This window comes from Rhodococcus sp. YH1 (assembly GCF_009939605.1).
In the GTDB taxonomy this organism is placed as follows: domain Bacteria; phylum Actinomycetota; class Actinomycetes; order Mycobacteriales; family Mycobacteriaceae; genus Rhodococcus; species Rhodococcus aetherivorans.
The window spans coordinates 1-15,452 of the sequence record NZ_WVTE01000263.1; the positions used below are offsets into that span (position 1 = coordinate 1).

General features: G+C 70.5%; 15 protein-coding genes. 8 read left to right on the top strand and 7 right to left on the bottom strand.

The window, feature by feature from the left end; genetic code table 11:
• Window positions 1-198: 198 nt before the first annotated feature.
• A complete protein-coding gene (locus tag AIIKEEIJ_RS26425) occupies window positions 199-630 on the bottom strand; it encodes a DUF4307 domain-containing protein (RefSeq protein WP_029542204.1) in 432 nt (143 codons plus the stop codon).
• A gap of 154 nt (window positions 631-784) precedes the next feature.
• On the opposite strand from AIIKEEIJ_RS26425, the gene mca reads away from it, so the two are divergent.
• From mca to AIIKEEIJ_RS26440, 3 genes are read left to right on the top strand one after another with little or no spacing between them, the layout of a single operon-like run.
• A complete protein-coding gene (gene mca, locus AIIKEEIJ_RS26430) occupies window positions 785-1,663 on the top strand; it encodes a mycothiol conjugate amidase Mca (RefSeq protein ID WP_029542206.1) in 879 nt (292 codons plus the stop codon).
• On the top strand, window positions 1,660-1,935 hold the full coding sequence (locus AIIKEEIJ_RS26435; RefSeq protein WP_006940388.1) for a hypothetical protein: 276 nt from the start codon (window positions 1,660-1,662) through the stop codon (window positions 1,933-1,935). The genes mca and AIIKEEIJ_RS26435 overlap by 4 nt, the downstream gene beginning before the upstream one ends.
• A gap of 10 nt (window positions 1,936-1,945) precedes the next feature.
• Entirely contained in the window at window positions 1,946-3,970 is a 2,025-nt protein-coding gene (locus AIIKEEIJ_RS26440) for a DUF255 domain-containing protein (RefSeq protein WP_161996899.1), read from the top strand.
• 12 nt (window positions 3,971-3,982) lie between these two features.
• Here the strand turns inward: AIIKEEIJ_RS26440 and AIIKEEIJ_RS26445 are convergent, their stop codons facing one another.
• Both AIIKEEIJ_RS26445 and trhA read right to left on the bottom strand, forming a co-directional pair.
• A complete protein-coding gene (locus AIIKEEIJ_RS26445; RefSeq protein WP_043799699.1) occupies window positions 3,983-4,897 on the bottom strand; it encodes a mechanosensitive ion channel family protein in 915 nt (304 codons plus the stop codon).
• Between the two features lie 62 nt (window positions 4,898-4,959).
• Window positions 4,960-5,628: a PAQR family membrane homeostasis protein TrhA gene (gene trhA / locus AIIKEEIJ_RS26450; protein ID WP_006940391.1), complete on the bottom strand. Its 669-nt coding sequence runs from the start codon at window positions 5,626-5,628 to the stop codon at window positions 4,960-4,962.
• Window positions 5,629-5,793: 165 nt separating this feature from the next.
• Between trhA and AIIKEEIJ_RS26455 the strand changes: the two genes are divergently transcribed.
• On the top strand, window positions 5,794-6,561 hold the full coding sequence (locus tag AIIKEEIJ_RS26455) for an isoprenyl transferase (protein ID WP_006940394.1): 768 nt from the start codon (window positions 5,794-5,796) through the stop codon (window positions 6,559-6,561).
• Between the two features lie 60 nt (window positions 6,562-6,621).
• Here the strand turns inward: AIIKEEIJ_RS26455 and coaA are convergent, their stop codons facing one another.
• The gene (gene coaA / locus AIIKEEIJ_RS26460) at window positions 6,622-7,554 is read right to left on the bottom strand and encodes a type I pantothenate kinase (RefSeq protein ID WP_006940397.1); all 933 of its coding nucleotides are present in this window, start codon (window positions 7,552-7,554) and stop codon (window positions 6,622-6,624) included.
• A 175-nt stretch (window positions 7,555-7,729) separates the two neighbouring features.
• Between coaA and AIIKEEIJ_RS26465 the strand changes: the two genes are divergently transcribed.
• The 3 genes from AIIKEEIJ_RS26465 to AIIKEEIJ_RS26475 all read left to right on the top strand — a co-directional run bounded on the left by AIIKEEIJ_RS26465 (window position 7,730) and on the right by AIIKEEIJ_RS26475 (window position 11,950).
• The gene (locus AIIKEEIJ_RS26465; RefSeq protein ID WP_161996900.1) at window positions 7,730-8,920 is read left to right on the top strand and encodes a DUF885 domain-containing protein; all 1,191 of its coding nucleotides are present in this window, start codon (window positions 7,730-7,732) and stop codon (window positions 8,918-8,920) included.
• Window positions 8,921-9,031: 111 nt separating this feature from the next.
• Window positions 9,032-10,327: a serine hydroxymethyltransferase gene (gene glyA, locus AIIKEEIJ_RS26470; protein WP_006940399.1), complete on the top strand. Its 1,296-nt coding sequence runs from the start codon at window positions 9,032-9,034 to the stop codon at window positions 10,325-10,327.
• 267 nt (window positions 10,328-10,594) lie between these two features.
• Complete coding sequence (locus tag AIIKEEIJ_RS26475) at window positions 10,595-11,950, top strand: PhoH family protein (protein WP_174824765.1); 1,356 nt, start codon at window positions 10,595-10,597, stop codon at window positions 11,948-11,950.
• Between the two features lie 85 nt (window positions 11,951-12,035).
• Here the strand turns inward: AIIKEEIJ_RS26475 and AIIKEEIJ_RS26480 are convergent, their stop codons facing one another.
• The 3 genes from AIIKEEIJ_RS26480 to AIIKEEIJ_RS26490 are packed head-to-tail and all read right to left on the bottom strand — an operon-like array spanning window position 12,036 to window position 14,531.
• Window positions 12,036-12,446 (bottom strand): carboxymuconolactone decarboxylase family protein, encoded by a 411-nt coding sequence (locus tag AIIKEEIJ_RS26480; protein ID WP_006940401.1) that lies wholly within the window; start codon window positions 12,444-12,446, stop codon window positions 12,036-12,038.
• A 52-nt stretch (window positions 12,447-12,498) separates the two neighbouring features.
• Complete coding sequence (locus AIIKEEIJ_RS26485) at window positions 12,499-12,924, bottom strand: limonene-1,2-epoxide hydrolase family protein (protein ID WP_161996901.1); 426 nt, start codon at window positions 12,922-12,924, stop codon at window positions 12,499-12,501.
• Window positions 12,921-14,531, bottom strand: a complete 1,611-nt coding sequence (locus AIIKEEIJ_RS26490; RefSeq protein WP_043799707.1) for a serine hydrolase — start codon at window positions 14,529-14,531, stop codon at window positions 12,921-12,923. The genes AIIKEEIJ_RS26485 and AIIKEEIJ_RS26490 overlap by 4 nt, the downstream gene beginning before the upstream one ends.
• A 326-nt stretch (window positions 14,532-14,857) precedes the next feature.
• Here AIIKEEIJ_RS26490 and AIIKEEIJ_RS26495 point away from each other — a divergent pair, with 326 nt between their 5' ends.
• On the top strand, window positions 14,858-15,448 hold the full coding sequence (locus AIIKEEIJ_RS26495; RefSeq protein ID WP_029542213.1) for an LGFP repeat-containing protein: 591 nt from the start codon (window positions 14,858-14,860) through the stop codon (window positions 15,446-15,448).
• Window positions 15,449-15,452: the final 4 nt, after the last annotated feature.

Sequence of the window (15,452 nt, forward strand, 5' to 3'; positions counted from 1 at the left end):
AGCCCCCGGCTCCGTCGACTGGTCGCCGCACTCGCAGCGACGACGGCAACGCGGATCCCTCGAACGTTCCCCCCAAGCCAGTGGCGAACAGGACCGCACTGCTTCCTATGCAGCAATACACGGCCCCAAAGGGTGGAACCGTGTATCCGGCGATTCTAGCACCAACGTGGTCTCCACCACGGAATCCGCAGCGTGCGGTCAGTGTGCGCGCAGGTATTCGGGCACGTCGAAGCTGCAGCCGTACATGTCCGCCATGCCCGGGCGCTGCGACGTCACCACCGGTGCGTCCATCAGCAGGGTGCCGGACTCGGACGAGGGGATCAGCACCTCGCGGCGGCCCGTTTCGGACCCGTCCTTCGACCGCGAGCGGATGATGCACACCGCCTCCTGCGACGGATCCTTCCGCGTCACGGTGAACTGCACCTGGACGGTGGAGTCGTCGACGACGGTGTAGGTGACGACGTCGCTCTCGATCTCCGGGGTGCCGAACTTCTGGTAGAGCAGGAACGCCCCGACCACCCCGACGACGAGCCCGACCGCGACCAGCGCCCACAACCAGGTGCGGCGGGATCCGCCCGTCGCCGGGTAGCGGCCGGTCGGGTAGCGGTCGATCGGGGTGGTGTCGGTCATCACATTTACTTTCGTGCACCCGCGAAGGCCGCGGGGGCGTGGCTGACGATGGACGTGTCAGGTGGAACTATAGGGGAGGAACCCAGGACGCCGGCTCGCAGTGCCGGTGGTCCGGGCCGCGACGATGCAGCCGACGGCGAGGTGGAGGAAAGACGTGAGCGGACTACGGCTCATGGCCGTGCATGCCCATCCCGATGACGAGTCGAGCAAGGGTGCCGCTACGACGGCCCGCTATGCCGCGGAAGGGCACGAGGTGCTGGTGGTCACCCTCACCGGGGGTGAACGCGGCGACATCCTCAATCCCGCCATGGACATCCCCGGGATCCAGGACCGCATGCCCGAGGTCCGGCGCGAGGAGATGGCCGCGGCCGCCCGCATCCTCGGCGTGCAGCACCGCTGGCTCGGCTTCGTCGACTCCGGGCTGCCGGAGGGCGACCCCAAGCCGCCGCTGCCCGAGGGCTGCTTCGCGCTGGTGCCCCTCGAGGAACCGACCCGCAAGCTCGTCGAGGTGATCCGCGAGTTCCGGCCGCACGTGATGACCACGTACGACGAGAACGGCGGCTACCCGCACCCCGACCACATCCGCTGCCACGAGGTCTCCGTCGCGGCGTACGAGGCGGCCGGCGACCCGGATCGGTTCCCCGAGGCCGGCCCGGCGTGGAAGGTGCAGAAGCTGTACTACTCGCACGGGTTCATCCGCAAGCGCCTGGAATTGTTCCGCGAGGAGTACGAGCGGCGCGGCGAACCGTTCCCCATGGAGGAATGGCTCAAGCGGTGGCGCACCGAGCAGGGCGACATCATGGCGCGGGTGACCACGCAGATCACCTGCAGCGACTACTTCCCGAAGCGGGACGACGCACTGCGCGCCCACGCGACGCAGATCGACCCCAACGGCTCCTTCTTCGCTGTGCCGCTGGACATCCAGCAGAAGGTGTGGCCGACGGAGGAATTCGAATTGGCCAAGACCCGCGTGCACACGGCGATCCCCGAAACGGATCTGTTCGCGGGCCTCGAGGACGGACAGGTGAGATGACGGTAGGCATGCTGGCGGCCGAGGTTCTGGCCCAGGACCCCACCGGCCCCGAATTCGGTAAGGCGTCGCCGCTCGGTCTCGCGCTCATCGTGATCCTGCTCGTGGCGACCGCCCTGCTGATCCGCTCGATGAACAAGCGGCTCGGCAAGCTGCCCGAGACGTTCGAGCCCGAGCATCCGGAGCCGGACCAGGCCGCGGACGAGGGGACCGATCGCGGGGCCGCGGAGAGCCGCAAACCCGACCACCCCCAGCCCCCGATGGCCACCAACTGACGGGCGCGTCGTGACACCCCCGGAGCCGTCGGTGCCCGGCACCCGCAACCGGAACACCCTCGGCGAGGCGACCAGCCCCTACCTGCGGCAGCACGCCGGCAACCCGGTGCACTGGCACCAGTGGGGTGACGAGGCGCTGGCCTGGGCCCGGGAGCGGGACGTGCCGGTCCTGCTGTCCGTGGGGTACGCGGCGTGCCACTGGTGCCACGTGATGGCGCACGAGTCGTTCGAGGACGAGGCCACCGCCGCGCTGATGAACGAGCACTTCGTGTGCATCAAGGTGGACCGGGAGGAACGCCCGGACATCGACGCGATCTACATGAACGCCACCGTCGCGATGACCGGGCAGGGCGGCTGGCCGATGACGTGCTTCCTCACCCCGGACGGCGCCCCGTTCTACTGCGGCACCTACTACCCGACGATGCCGCGCGGCGGCATGCCGTCGTTCACCCAGCTGCTCGAGGCGATCGCCGAGACCTGGCGCAACCGTCGCGCCGACGTGCACCGGTCCGCCGTCGCCATCGTCTCCGAGCTGCGCCGCGGCAGCGGCGGCCTCGCTCCCGGCGAGCGCTCGGTGGACGCCGCGCTGCTCGACGCCGCCGACGCCGCCGTCGCCGCCGACGAGGATGCGGTGCACGGCGGGTTCGGGGGCGCCCCGAAGTTCCCGCCGTCCGCGCTGCTCGAGGGTCTGCTGCGCGGATACGAGCGCAGCGGGAACCCGGCCGTGCTGTCCCTCGTCGAGCGGACGGCCGAAGCGATGGCGCGGGGCGGCATCTACGACCAGCTGGCCGGCGGCTTCGCCCGTTACAGCGTCGACGCCGGGTGGGTGGTCCCGCACTTCGAGAAGATGCTCTACGATAACGCGCTGCTGCTGCGGGTGTACGCCCACCTCGCGCGACGGATGTCGGCGCCCTGGGTGCGACGGGTTACCGAGGAGACCGTCGAGTTTCTGCTGCGGGACCTGCGCACGGCCGGGCGCTGCTTCGCCTCCGCTCTCGACGCCGACACGGACGGGGTCGAGGGCCTGACCTACGTGTGGACCCCCGGGCAGCTGGCCGAGGTCCTCGGCGACGACGCGCAGTGGGCGGCCGAGCTGTTCACCGTGACCGACGCCGGCACCTTCGAACACGGCTCGTCGGTGCTGCAGCTGCTCGCCGACCCGGACGATGCCGAGCGCTACGAGCGGGTGCGGGCCGAGCTGTTCGCCGCCCGGCTGCAGCGGCCGCAGCCCGGCCGCGACGACAAGGTCGTCACGGCGTGGAACGGTTTCGCGATCACCGCGCTGGCCGAGGCCGGTGCCGCGTTCGGCCGCACCGACTGGGTCGACGCGGCCGTCGACTGCGCCCGGGCCCTGCTGGACCTGCACCTGGTGGACGGACGGCTCCGACGTGCCTCCCTCGGCGGCACGGTCGGCGCCCCGGCGGGTGTGCTCGAGGACTACGGCGCCCTCGTCACCGCCCTGCTGGCGGTGTACCAGGCGACGGGCGACGCCGCGTGGCTCGACCCGGCCCGGGCCCTCGCCGACGTCGCGTTGACGCACTTCCAGGATCCGGCGCGGCCCGGAAGCTGGTTCGACACCGCCGACGACGCCGAGACCCTGGTGGCGCGGCCTCGTGACCCGATCGACGGCGCCACCCCGTCGGGGGCGGCGCTGATCTCCGAGGCCCTGCTCACCCTCGCCGCGGTCGTGCCCGAGGACCCGCGGTACGCCGACGCGGTGGACGCGTCGCTGCGGTCAGCGGTGGTGCTGCTCGAGCGGGCGCCGCGCTCGGCCGGGCACTGGCTGACGGTCGCCGAGGCGGCGGTGCGCGGCCCGATCCAGGTGGCCGTGGTCGGCGGCGGCGAGCTGCTCTCCGTCGTGCGGCAGGCGGCCCCCGGCGGCGCCGTCGTGGTCGGCGGGGACCCGGACTCGTCCCCGTTGCTGGCCGACCGCCCGCTGGTCGACGGAGGGCCGGCGGCGTATGTGTGCCGCGGATACGTGTGCGACAGGCCGGTCACGACGGAGGCCGAACTGCGCGCGGCGCTCTCGGCCTGAGCGGTCCGGGGCTCAGCCGGCGCGGGACGGGGTGAGCAGCGCCGGCAGCGGAGCGTCGATGCCGTTGCCGTCGAACGCCTCGAGCACCGCGCGGGCGATCGCCCGCTGCACGGCCCACTGCTTGCCGGCACGCGTGCGCACGGTGATCCGCAGCGTCACCGACTCCGGGGTGACGGAGTTGACGCCGAGCATCTCGGGCGGCTCGAGGATGTCGCCGGCCAGGTCGTCGCGTTCGACCGTCTCGAGGGCCGCGCGCAGGGCCACCTCGCAGGCCCGGTGCACGTTGGCGGCGTGGGCGATGGGGGAGTCGACGACGGCGACGGCGTAACCCTGGCTCATGTTGCCCACGCGCAGGATCTCGCCGTTGCGGCAGTACCAGAGGGTGCCGCTGATGTCGCGGACGGTGGTGACCCGCAGGCCGACGGATTCGACGGTGCCGACCGCGTCGCCCAGGTCGACGACGTCGCCGACGCCGTACTGGTCCTCGAGCAGCATGAACATTCCGGAGATGAAGTCACGCACCAGGTTCTGCGCACCGAAACCGAGGGCCACACCGACGATGCCGGCGGACGCGATGAACGGCGCGACGTTGAGTCCGAGCGTGCCGAGGATCTGCAGGACGCACCAGACGAGAACCACGACGGAGACGCCGGACTTGAGCACCGAGCCGATCGTCTCGGCGCGCTGCGTGCGCCGCTCGTTGACCAGCACGCCCGGCAGGCCCCTGGGGGCGCGTTCCTGGAAGGGCCGGAGCAGGCCGGGTTTGCCGTTCTGGTGCCGCGGCTTCGTCATCCGGTCGATGAACCGGTGCAGCACATACCTCAGGATCAGCGCTGCCACGAGGTATCCCGCGATCGTCAGCGGCCGCTCGACGAGCCACTCCCGGTTGGTTTCGGTCAGTTCGAATGCCAGTCGCTGAACAGTCATCCCGGCCGAGTCTACGGATCCGTGCCGCGGCTGCCACCGATGTGATCTTCGTCCGAACGGGTTTACCCGAACACCACCAGCCACACGGCAACGGCATGGCACAGCGCGGCGAGCACGGTCGCCGCGTGGAAGAACTCGTGGTAGCCGAAGACGTGCGGCCACGGGTCGGGCCACTTGGTGGCGTAGAGGATCGCGCCGATGCTGTAGAGGATGCCGCCGACGAGCAGCAGCACCATCGGGACGATGCCCGCCTCGTCGATCAGCTGACCGGCGACGGGGACGATCGCCCAGCCGAGCAGCAGGTACAGCGGGACTCCCACCCAGCGCGGCGCGGTGGGCCAGAGCATCTTCAGCGCGACCCCCGCGAGGGCGCCGGCCCACACCACGAACAACAGGGTGCGGCCGGTCTCCGGCGGCAGGGCGAGCGTCGCGAAGGGGGTGTAGCTGCCGGCGATGAACAGGAAGATCATCGAGTGGTCCGCACGCTTCATCCACGTGCGTGCCCGCGGATTGTGCCAGTGGACGCGGTGATAGAGGGCGCTCACGCCGAACACACCGCAGACGGTGAGGCTGTAGATCACCGTCGACCAGCCCGCGGGCGGATCGGCCACGGTCTGCGACAGGACCACCAGCGCGATGCCGGCCACCACTGCGACGCCGAACGCCCACAGATGGATCCAGCCGCGCATCCGCGGCTTCACGGGCAGTTCGTCGATCCCGAAAACCGTCATGGTCGGGGCCTCCCTTCGATACCGAAGAGTAACCTACGCTTCCGTAACTTTCGCGGTGTGCTGGATCCGCGACGGGGCGGAGGCCGGCGCACGGGCGTCGGCCACGACCGCCGCTGCGACCGGAGGCGACCGTGAGCGTAATGTGACCCGCGTGGTGATCTCGGGGTGAACGCGCGCGGCCTGCTGTATCAGCTCTACGAACGACGGCTGCTGAGCAAGCTGGACGGCGCGCAGCATCCCCGGCACGTCGCCGTGATGTGCGACGGCAACCGTCGCTGGGCCCGCGAGAACGGGTTCACCGACGTCAGCCACGGGCACCGCATGGGCGCACTGAAGATCGCCGAACTGCTGAGCTGGTGCGACGCCGCCGGCATCGAGCGGGCCACCATCTACCTGCTCTCCACGGAGAACCTGCAACGTGAGCCCGAGGAGCTCGAGGCGCTGCTCGAGATCATCACCGACGTCGTCGAGGAGATCTCCGGACCGGAGCAGAACTGGAGCGTCAAGATCGTCGGCACGCTCGACCTGCTGCCGGACGAACTGGGCCGGCGGCTGAGCGAGGCCGCCGAGCGCACGCAGGGGCGCACCGGCACCCACGTCAATGTCGCGGTCGGCTACGGCGGCCGGCAGGAGATCGCCGACGCCGTGCAGGCCCTGCTCCGGGCCAAGCAGGCCGAGGGGCTCGACGGCGAGGGCCTGGTCGAGGCCGTCACGGTCGAGGCCATCAGCGATCACCTCTACACCTCGGGGCAGCCCGATCCCGATCTCGTCATCCGGACCTCCGGCGAGCAGCGGCTCTCGGGCTTCCTGCTCTGGCAGAGCGCGTACTCCGAGATCTGGTTCACCGAGGCCTACTGGCCGGAGTTCCGCCGCGTGGACTTCCTTCGCGCCCTGCGCGACTTCGCGGCGCGGCACCGCCGGTTCGGGACGTAGCCGCGGTGTGTCCTTCGGGCTGTTTCCGCCGCCCGAAGGACACACCGGCGGCGAAGCCGCCTACAGCTTCCGCAGGCGCAGGCGGTTGACCGAATGGTCGGAGTCCTTGCGCAGGACCAGCGTTGCGCGCGGCCGCGTCGGCAGGATGTTGTCCACCAGGTTCGGCCGGTTGATCGAATGCCAGATCTCCTTCGCGGCCCCCACGGCGTCGCGGTCCGACAGGTTCGCGTAGTGGTGAAAATGCGCGTCGGGGTCGGAGAACGCCGTCTTGCGGAGCGCGAGAAACCGCTCGACATACCACTTCTCGATGTCCTCGAGGCGGGCGTCGACGTAGATCGAGAAGTCGAACAGATCCGAGACCATCAGCCGTGGACCGGTCTGCAGGACGTTCAGGCCCTCGATGATGAGGATGTCCGGTTGCCGCACCACGTGGTACTGGCCCGGGATGATGTCGTAGGAGATGTGCGAGTACACCGGAGCGGCCACCTCTGCGGCGCCGGACTTGACCTCCGTGACGAACCGCAGCAGCTTGCGACGGTCGTAGCTCTCCGGAAAGCCCTTGCGGTGCATGATGTTCCGCCGCATCAGCTCCCGGGAGGGGTACAGGAAGCCGTCGGTGGTCACCAGGTCCACCCGGGGATGGTGCTCCCACCGCGCCAGCAGTGCCTGCAGCACGCGTGCCGTCGTCGACTTGCCGACCGCGACCGACCCTGCCACCCCGATCACGAACGGCACCTGCTGGTCCGGGTGCTTCTCGCCGAGGAACGTGGCGGTCGCGGCGAACAACCGCTGCCGCGCGGCGACCTGCAGGTGGATCAGACGGGCCAGCGGGAGGTACACCTCCGCCACCTCCGCCAGATCGATCTGCTCGCCGAGGCCGCGCAGGCCGCGCAGTTCCTCCTCGGTCAGCACCAGCGGCGTCGACTTGCGCAGCGTCCGCCACTGCTTGCGATCGAACTCGACGTACGGACTCGGCTCGCTCAGACGCGCCACCGGCACACTCCCGACTCGACGACGGGCCCGGCGGCATACCCCGGGTATGGCTGGCGGCGAAGGATGTCCATATCGGCCGATTGTGCTCGCTGACACATCCGCTCGCCGCGCGGGGTCCGGTTTCCGGGTTCGCCGGCAGGCACGGGGCTGATCCGGGGGACTAGGGTGCCAGGGCATGGACCCGGACTCGTTGGTGCGCGAATATCTCCTGCTCGGCCTGGCATTCGACCGGCTCGAGGAGGGTTTCGTCGACGCCTTCACCGGCGACCCCGCCCTGCGTGGCCGGGTGGAGAACGCGCCGGCCCCCGATCCTCGTGATTTATCCCACACCGCGCGCACACTGCGGGCCGCGCTGCCCGTCTCCGGGCTCTCCGACGAGCGCACCCGCTTCCTCGACGTGCACCTGCGCGCCCTCGAATGCTCGGCCCGCAAGTTCGCCGGTGCGGACATCGCCTTCGTCGACGAGGTCGAGGCCTACTTCGACGTGCATATCGACATGGGCGACGAGGACGCGTACCGCGAGGCCCACCGCCGCATCGACGCGCTGCTGCCCGGCAGCGGCCCGCTCGCCGAGCGAGTGCAGGCCCACCGCAAGTCCGAGGTCGTCCCCGCCGACCGCCTCGCCGAGTGTGTCGACGCCTTCTCGAGCGCCCTGCGCGACAGGGTCCGCGCGGTGTTCCCACTGCCCGAGACCGAAACCGTCGAATACGAGGTGGTCGGCGACAAACCGTGGTCCGGGTTCAACTACTACCTCGGCAACTACCGCTCCCGCGTCGCGATCAACTCCGACCTCGAACAGCACATGTCCCACCTGCCGCGGCTGATCGCGCACGAGTCCTACCCCGGCCACCACACCGAACACTGCCGCAAGGAGGCCGGACTCGTCGCCGGCGGGCACGACGAGCAGACCCTCTTCGTCGTCAACACCCCGCAGTGCCTCATGGCCGAGGGGCTCGCAGACCTCGCCCTCGAGACGATCGTCGGGCCCGGCTGGGGACAGTGGGCGCAGGACATCTACGCCGACCTGGGCCTGCGGTTCGACGGTGAACTCGCCGAGAAGCTGCACGCGGCGTCCGCCGGCCTGCTCGGCGTCCGCCAGGACGCCGCCCTGCTCCTGCACGACCGCGGCCGCACCGGCGACGACGTCGTCGCCTTCCTGCAGCGCTGGTCGCTGTCGAGCCCGGAGCGGGCCCGGCAGTCGCTGCGCTTCCTGTCGTCGCCGTTGTGGCGCGCCTACATCAGCACCTACGTCGAGGGTTACCGCCTGCTCGGTGGCTGGCTGGCGCAGGCCCCTGCGGGCGCGGAACGCATCGAACGGTTCCGTCGCCTGCTCGACGAACCGCTGGTGCCCAGCGCCCTGCGGTAACGAGCGGGCGTGAGCTGGGCCATTGCCCGAGGGGACCGGGTTCCTCGACCGGGGGTGAGGTTCGTAGACTGGTAGGTGAATTCCTGCCGTCCCCAGCTTGGAGAATCCTCGATGACCGTTGTGCCCGGCACCGACGTCAACACCGCCTCGCTCTCAGACCTCGACCCCGAGCTGGCGCAGGCCATGGCCGGCGAGCTGTCGCGCCAGCGCGACACGCTCGAGATGATCGCGTCGGAGAACTTCGTGCCGCGCGCGGTGCTCCAGGCGCAGGGCAGCGTGCTCACCAACAAGTACGCCGAGGGCTACCCGGGGCGCCGCTACTACGGCGGCTGCGAGAACGTCGACATCGTCGAGGACCTCGCCCGCACCCGCGCCAAGGAACTGTTCGGTGCCGAGTTCGCGAACGTCCAGCCGCACTCGGGCGCGCAGGCCAACGCCGCCGTGCTGATGGCGCTGATGAACCCGGGCGAGAAGCTGCTGGGGCTCGACCTCGCCCACGGCGGGCACCTGACCCACGGCATGAAGCTGAACTTCTCCGGCAAGCTGTACGACGTCGCGTCCTACGGGGTCAGCAAGGACGACCACCGCGTCGACATGGACGAGGTCCGCTCCATCGCGGTGGCCGAGAAGCCGAAGGTCATCGTCGCCGGATGGTCCGCGTACCCGCGGCACGAGGACTTCGCCGCGTTCCGCTCCATCGCCGACGAGGTCGGCGCCTACCTGTGGGTCGACATGGCGCACTTCGCCGGGCTCGTCGCCGCGGGCCTGCACCCGTCGCCGGTGCCGTACGCCGACGTCGTGTCCACCACCGTCCACAAGACCCTCGGCGGCCCGCGTTCGGGTCTGATCCTCGCCAAGCAGGAGTGGGCCAAGAAGATCAACTCCGCGGTGTTCCCGGGCCAGCAGGGCGGCCCGCTCATGCACGTCATCGCCGCGAAGGCCGTCGCGCTGAAGATCGCCGCGAGCGAGGAGTTCAAGGACCGGCAGCGCCGCACCGTCTCCGGTGCGCAGATCCTCGCCGAGCGCCTGATGCAGTCCGATGTCACCGACAAGGGCATCACCGTGCTGACCGGCGGCACCGACGTGCACCTCGTCCTCGTCGATCTGCGCAACTCGCAGCTCGACGGCCAGCAGGGCGAGGACCTGCTGCACGAGATCGGCATCACCGTCAACCGCAACGCGGTTCCGTTCGACCCGCGTCCGCCGATGGTCACGTCCGGTCTGCGCATCGGCACCCCGGCACTGGCCACCCGCGGCTTCGGGGACGAGCAGTTCACCGAGGTCGCCGAGATCATCGCGGCCGCGTTGACGGGGTCGTCCGACACCGCGACGCTGCGCGGCCGGGTGAGCAAGCTTGCCGCCGACGCTCCGCTGTACCAGGGTCTCGAGGACTGGAACCTGGTCTAGGCGCGACGCCCGGCAATCTGTCCGGATCGTCTCGTTTACCCAATCTTCACCGACACGCCTCGTCGCTCATCGAGCGGACGGGGCGTGTCGGCGTTAGCGTCGGGGGTGTAGACGGCGCAGTTGCCGGCTACGCGGGAGGTCCTGATCGTGACTGTGACAGGCAGAGCGAGGGGCCGGCACCCGGCCCTCGTGTCCCTCGTGGACACCAGGTTCGACCGGCCCATCGAACGAAGTCTGTGTGGTGCTGCACAGATCTAGGAGCCTCACGTGACTGCAACACGCTCCGTCCCCGCCCGCCGCTCCGGCAGGACCCCGGCGAAGAAACCCGATGTACGCACCTTCGTACTGGACACCTCCGTGTTGCTCTCCGATCCGTGGGCGGTGACCCGCTTCGCTGAGCACGAAGTGGTGCTGCCCCTCGTCGTGATCGGCGAACTCGAAGGCAAACGGCACCATCACGAACTGGGTTGGTTCGCGAGGGAATCGTTGCGGCTGCTCGACGACCTGCGCCTGCAGTACGGCCGGCTCGATCAGCCCATCCCCATCGGGACCGCGGGAGGCACCCTGCACGTCGAGCTCAACCACACCGACCCGGAGGTGTTGCCGGCCGGATTCCGCACCGACACCAACGACTCCCGGATCCTCGCGTGCGCGTTGAACCTCGCCGGCGACGGCCGCGACGTTGTGCTGGTCAGCAAGGACATTCCGCTCCGGGTCAAGGCCGGTGCCGTCGGGCTGACCGCCGACGAGTACCACGCCCAGGACGTGGTGACGTCGGGCTGGACCGGCATGACCGAGCTCGAGGTGGACAGGGCGCTGATCGACGACCTGTTCGCCGAGGGGATCGTCGACCTCGACACCGCGAGGGATCTGCCGTGCCACACGGGGATCCGGCTGCTGGGCGGCTCGTCCAGCGCCCTGGGCCGGGTCACGCCGGACAAGCGGGTACAGCTGGTGCGCGGAGATCGGGAGGCGTTCGGGTTGCACGGCCGTTCCGCGGAACAGCGGGTGGCGCTGGACCTGCTGCTCGACGAGTCCGTCGGCATCGTCTCGCTCGGCGGGAAAGCGGGGACGGGCAAGTCGGCGCTGGCGCTGACGGCGGGCCTCGAGGCCGTGCTGGAGCGGCGCACCCAGCGCAAGGTCGTGGTGTTCCGGCCGCTGTACGCCGTCGGCGGCCAGGAACTGGGCTATCTGCCGGGCAGCGAGAGCGAGAAGATGGGGCCGTGGGCGCAGGCCGTGTTCGATACCCTCGACGGTCTCGCGAGCCCGGAGGTGATGGACGAGGTCATCAGCCGGGGCATGCTGGAAGTGCTTCCGCTGACCCATATCCGGGGCCGGTCGCTGCACGACTCGTTCGTCATCGTCGACGAGGCCCAGTCCCTCGAGCGCAACGTGCTGCTCACCGTGCTGTCCCGGCTCGGCGCCGGCTCGCGGGTGGTGCTCACCCACGACGTCGCCCAGCGCGACAACCTGCGGGTGGGCCGCTACGACGGCGTCGCGGCGGTGATCGAGAAGCTCAAGGGACACCCGCTTTTCGCGCACGTCACCTTGACCCGCAGTGAGCGCTCGCCGATCGCGGCGCTGGTGACCGAGATGCTCGAGGAGTTCGCCCCGGGCGCCTGACGCCGTCGGCTGGTGGGCCGAATGTCACACCGGTGCGATGTGATCGACCCGATGTGACATTCGGCCACCGCCCCGCGCGAGCGGGTCAGTCCTGCGAGGGGCGCGGGCCGAGTTCGGCCTCGAGAACCTCCTGGACGACGCGCATCGCGGCCAGGCCGGCCGGGGCGCCGCAGTAGGCGCCCGCGTGGATGACCGCCTCGACGATCTCGGTGCGGGTCAGACCGTTTCGCAGGGCGCCGCGCACGTGCCCGCGCAGCTCGTTCTCCGCGCGCAGCGCGATCAGCATGCCCAGGTTGAGCAGGCTGCGGCTGCGACGGTCGAGTCCCGGCCGGGTCCACACCGAGCCCCACACGTGCTCGGTGACGAACTCCTGCATCTCCTCGGAGTCGGTGCCGCGGGCGCGGTCGAAGGCCCGCTCGACGAAGTCGGCGCCCATCACCTCGCTGCGGACCTGAACTCCGGCCTCGAATGCGGGCGTCCGGTCGGCGTCGGTCATCGTCGTGCTCCCTGCCTCGTCGCCGTCGAACGGTTCGGCGGCCGGGGAGATTCTACGACCGGCGCAGCACCGCCCGGAGCGCGCCGGCGCCCAATGCGCCGACGAACGTGCCGACGTTGTAGTGGTCGTCCCACACCGCGATCTTCCCGTCGCGCAGCTCGAACGTGCCGCACACCCAGAACCGGGCGGAGACGGGGCCGAGGCGCAGGACGTCGGTGCGCTCGGTGAGCACCACGTTTCCGGTCGCGGCGATGTGATGGATGGTGACGTCGAAGCCCAGCGACGGCCGGCGCAGGCCCTCGAGGATGCGCCGCACGCGGGGCAGGCCCCGCACGGTCGGCAGCGACGTGTTGTGCCAGGCGATGTCCGGGTCGAGGAGGGCGACGGCGCGCTCGACGTCCTCGGCGACCATCGCGTCGAGGAACTCGCGGACGACGGCGACGGACTTCTCGTCCACGGAGGTGTGCGGCTCGGTCATGACGCTCCTGTTCGGGTGAAGGTTCCCAGGCCGTTCTCGTTCCAGTACTCGAACGTGACGCCGTCGGGGGTGAAGGTGGCCGTGGAGATCGTCCCGTCCGGGGCGTTCTCACCGCCGTCGATCGGGAAGGTGAACACGTCGCCGTCCCAATGGTCGAGCCGGTAGGTCTGCCCGGCGGGACCGATGGTGAGCACCAGTGTGCCGGCGCGATCGTCGATCCGCGCGGGACCGTAGTACTCGCTGGTGTAGACGCCGGTGTACTGCCCGAGGGGGCGGGCCGGGGCCGGATTCGTGGGAGCGGGGCGTCCGACGAGCGAGCCCTTCGGGTCGTCGAACGATGCGAACGCCTTCTCGTAGAGGGCGAACCAGTCCTCGCGGATCTCGCCGAACTGCACGAGATCGGCGAACTCGGCGGCGAGGGTCTCCGGCACGCCGATCGGGGCGGCATTGGTGAGCGCGACGATCGCGACGTCCGCCGACGGCAGGGCCGTGAACGCGGTCGCGGCACCCAGCGAGAACGCCCCGGAATGGCTCAGCGTCACCCGCCCGGCCGGGCTCGTGCCCACATTGAACCCGTACCCGTAGAACCCCGCCCGGCTGTCGACGGTGCCCGGCGGGCTCGACACGGCCTGCGGGGACACCGCCGGCAGCAGGGCGTCCGCGTCGACGATGCGCCGGCCCTGGTACTCACCGTCGCCGAGCAGCATGGTCAGCCACCGCGCGACGTCGGTGACCGAGGCGCTCACCCCGCCGGCCGGGGACTGGGCGTCGGGATCGCGGACGGCGCGCGCGACGTAGTCGCCGTCGACGAGCTGATGACCCACGGCCCGGTTGGGCCGGGCCTCGTAGTCCTCGAATCGTGAACTGGTGGAGGTCATTCCGAGGGGTTCGTACAGCACCCGTGCCGACAGGTCCGCCCAGTCGGCCCCGGACGCGTCGGCCACCGCCTGCGCCGCGGCCGTGAGCCCGAAGTTGGTGTACTCGTAGGAATCCCGGAACGGCCCGAGCGGCAGCAGGCGGAACCGGTCGAACACCTGCTCGCGGTCGAAACCGAGATCCTCGAGCTCGTCGCCGGCGTGGTCGGGAAGCCCGGAGCGATGGGCGTAGAGATCGCCGACGGTCACGCGGCTCGTCACGTACGGGTCCGCGAGGGCGAAGCCCGGCAGGCGTTCGATCACCGGGGTGTCCCAGCCGATCACGCCCTCGCCGACCTGGTGTGCGACGACGGTTGCGCCGAGCGGCTTCGACATCGACGCCAGCTGGAAGACGGTGTCGGCATCCACTGCGGCGTCGCGGCCGGCCTCGCGCACACCGAACCCCTTCGCGTACACGATCTCACCGCGGTGCACGACCGCGACGGCCATCCCGGGGATGGCGGTCCGATCCATCAGTTCGCGTGCGAGGTCGTCGAGGCGGGCGACGGCGTCGTCGACCTGCCCGTCCGGGATGTCGACGCCGGCAACCTGCGGGGGAGTGAGCGACCGGGACTCCGGCGAGGCCGGTGCCGAGGACGTCGGGGAATCGGTGTCGACCGAGACGCACCCGGCCGACAGGGTCGCCACGAGGGCGAGGGCGGCGCCGATCCGGCGACGACGGGGTGCGCGCATGTCACGGCCTTTCTCGTCCGTCGCATGGTAAGCCCTGCGTCCGTGGCGCGGAAGCGTTCTGTTCCGCGTCACGGGCGCCGGTGACGGCGACGGACGCCGGTCGCAGCCTCGTTCGCCGATCGTTGTCCGACTGTGACGAGGAGAGCGGGCCGGGACGGTCGAACCGCCGCACCGGGCGCGACCTGCGCCGATGCTGCGATCGCGGCGGGGCGCGGACGGGCACCGGCCGCGCGGTCCGGTCCGGCGCGAGGAAACCGCCGCACGGGACGGTACGGGATGGTTAGCGTCGAGGGGCCGGTGTTCGGATGCCAACGAGGAGTGATCCCATGAATCGAATCCCGCGTCGTTCTGCCACTGTCGCCGCGGCCGTCGCCGCTGCAGGGCTGGTATTGGCCGGCTGCAGCAGCGACGACGGCACCACCGCAGAGGATGTGGTCGGCAGCGCCACGAGTGCAGCGCAGTCCGCGGTCGAGGGGGCAACGTCCGCCGCCCGGTCCGCGGTCGAAGACGCCACCGGAACCGGAGGCCCCACGGAACCGGGCGCCTCCGTGGAGGAGACGACCACGCTGCCGGGTGCGGGCGGCGCCGAGTACACCATCAGCGGGCCGATTCTCGCGAAGTACAACGAGATCGGCGGGGCGAACAGCCCGCTCGGGGCGCCGACCGCGGATCAGCAGGACGTCGGCGACGGCTACATTGCGGAGTTCGAGGGCGGCATCATCGCCTGGAGTCCCGACACCGACTCGCACGTGGTGTGGGGCGAGATCCGCACCGCCTGGGAGGCCCAGGGCGGCGCGGAGGGTGAACTCGGCTTCCCGATCAGTGACGAGCGCCCGATCCCGAACGGCCTGGAGAGCGAGTTCGAGATGGGCACCATCACCTACGTCGCGGGTGCGACGCAGGTGATCCCGAAGTAACCCG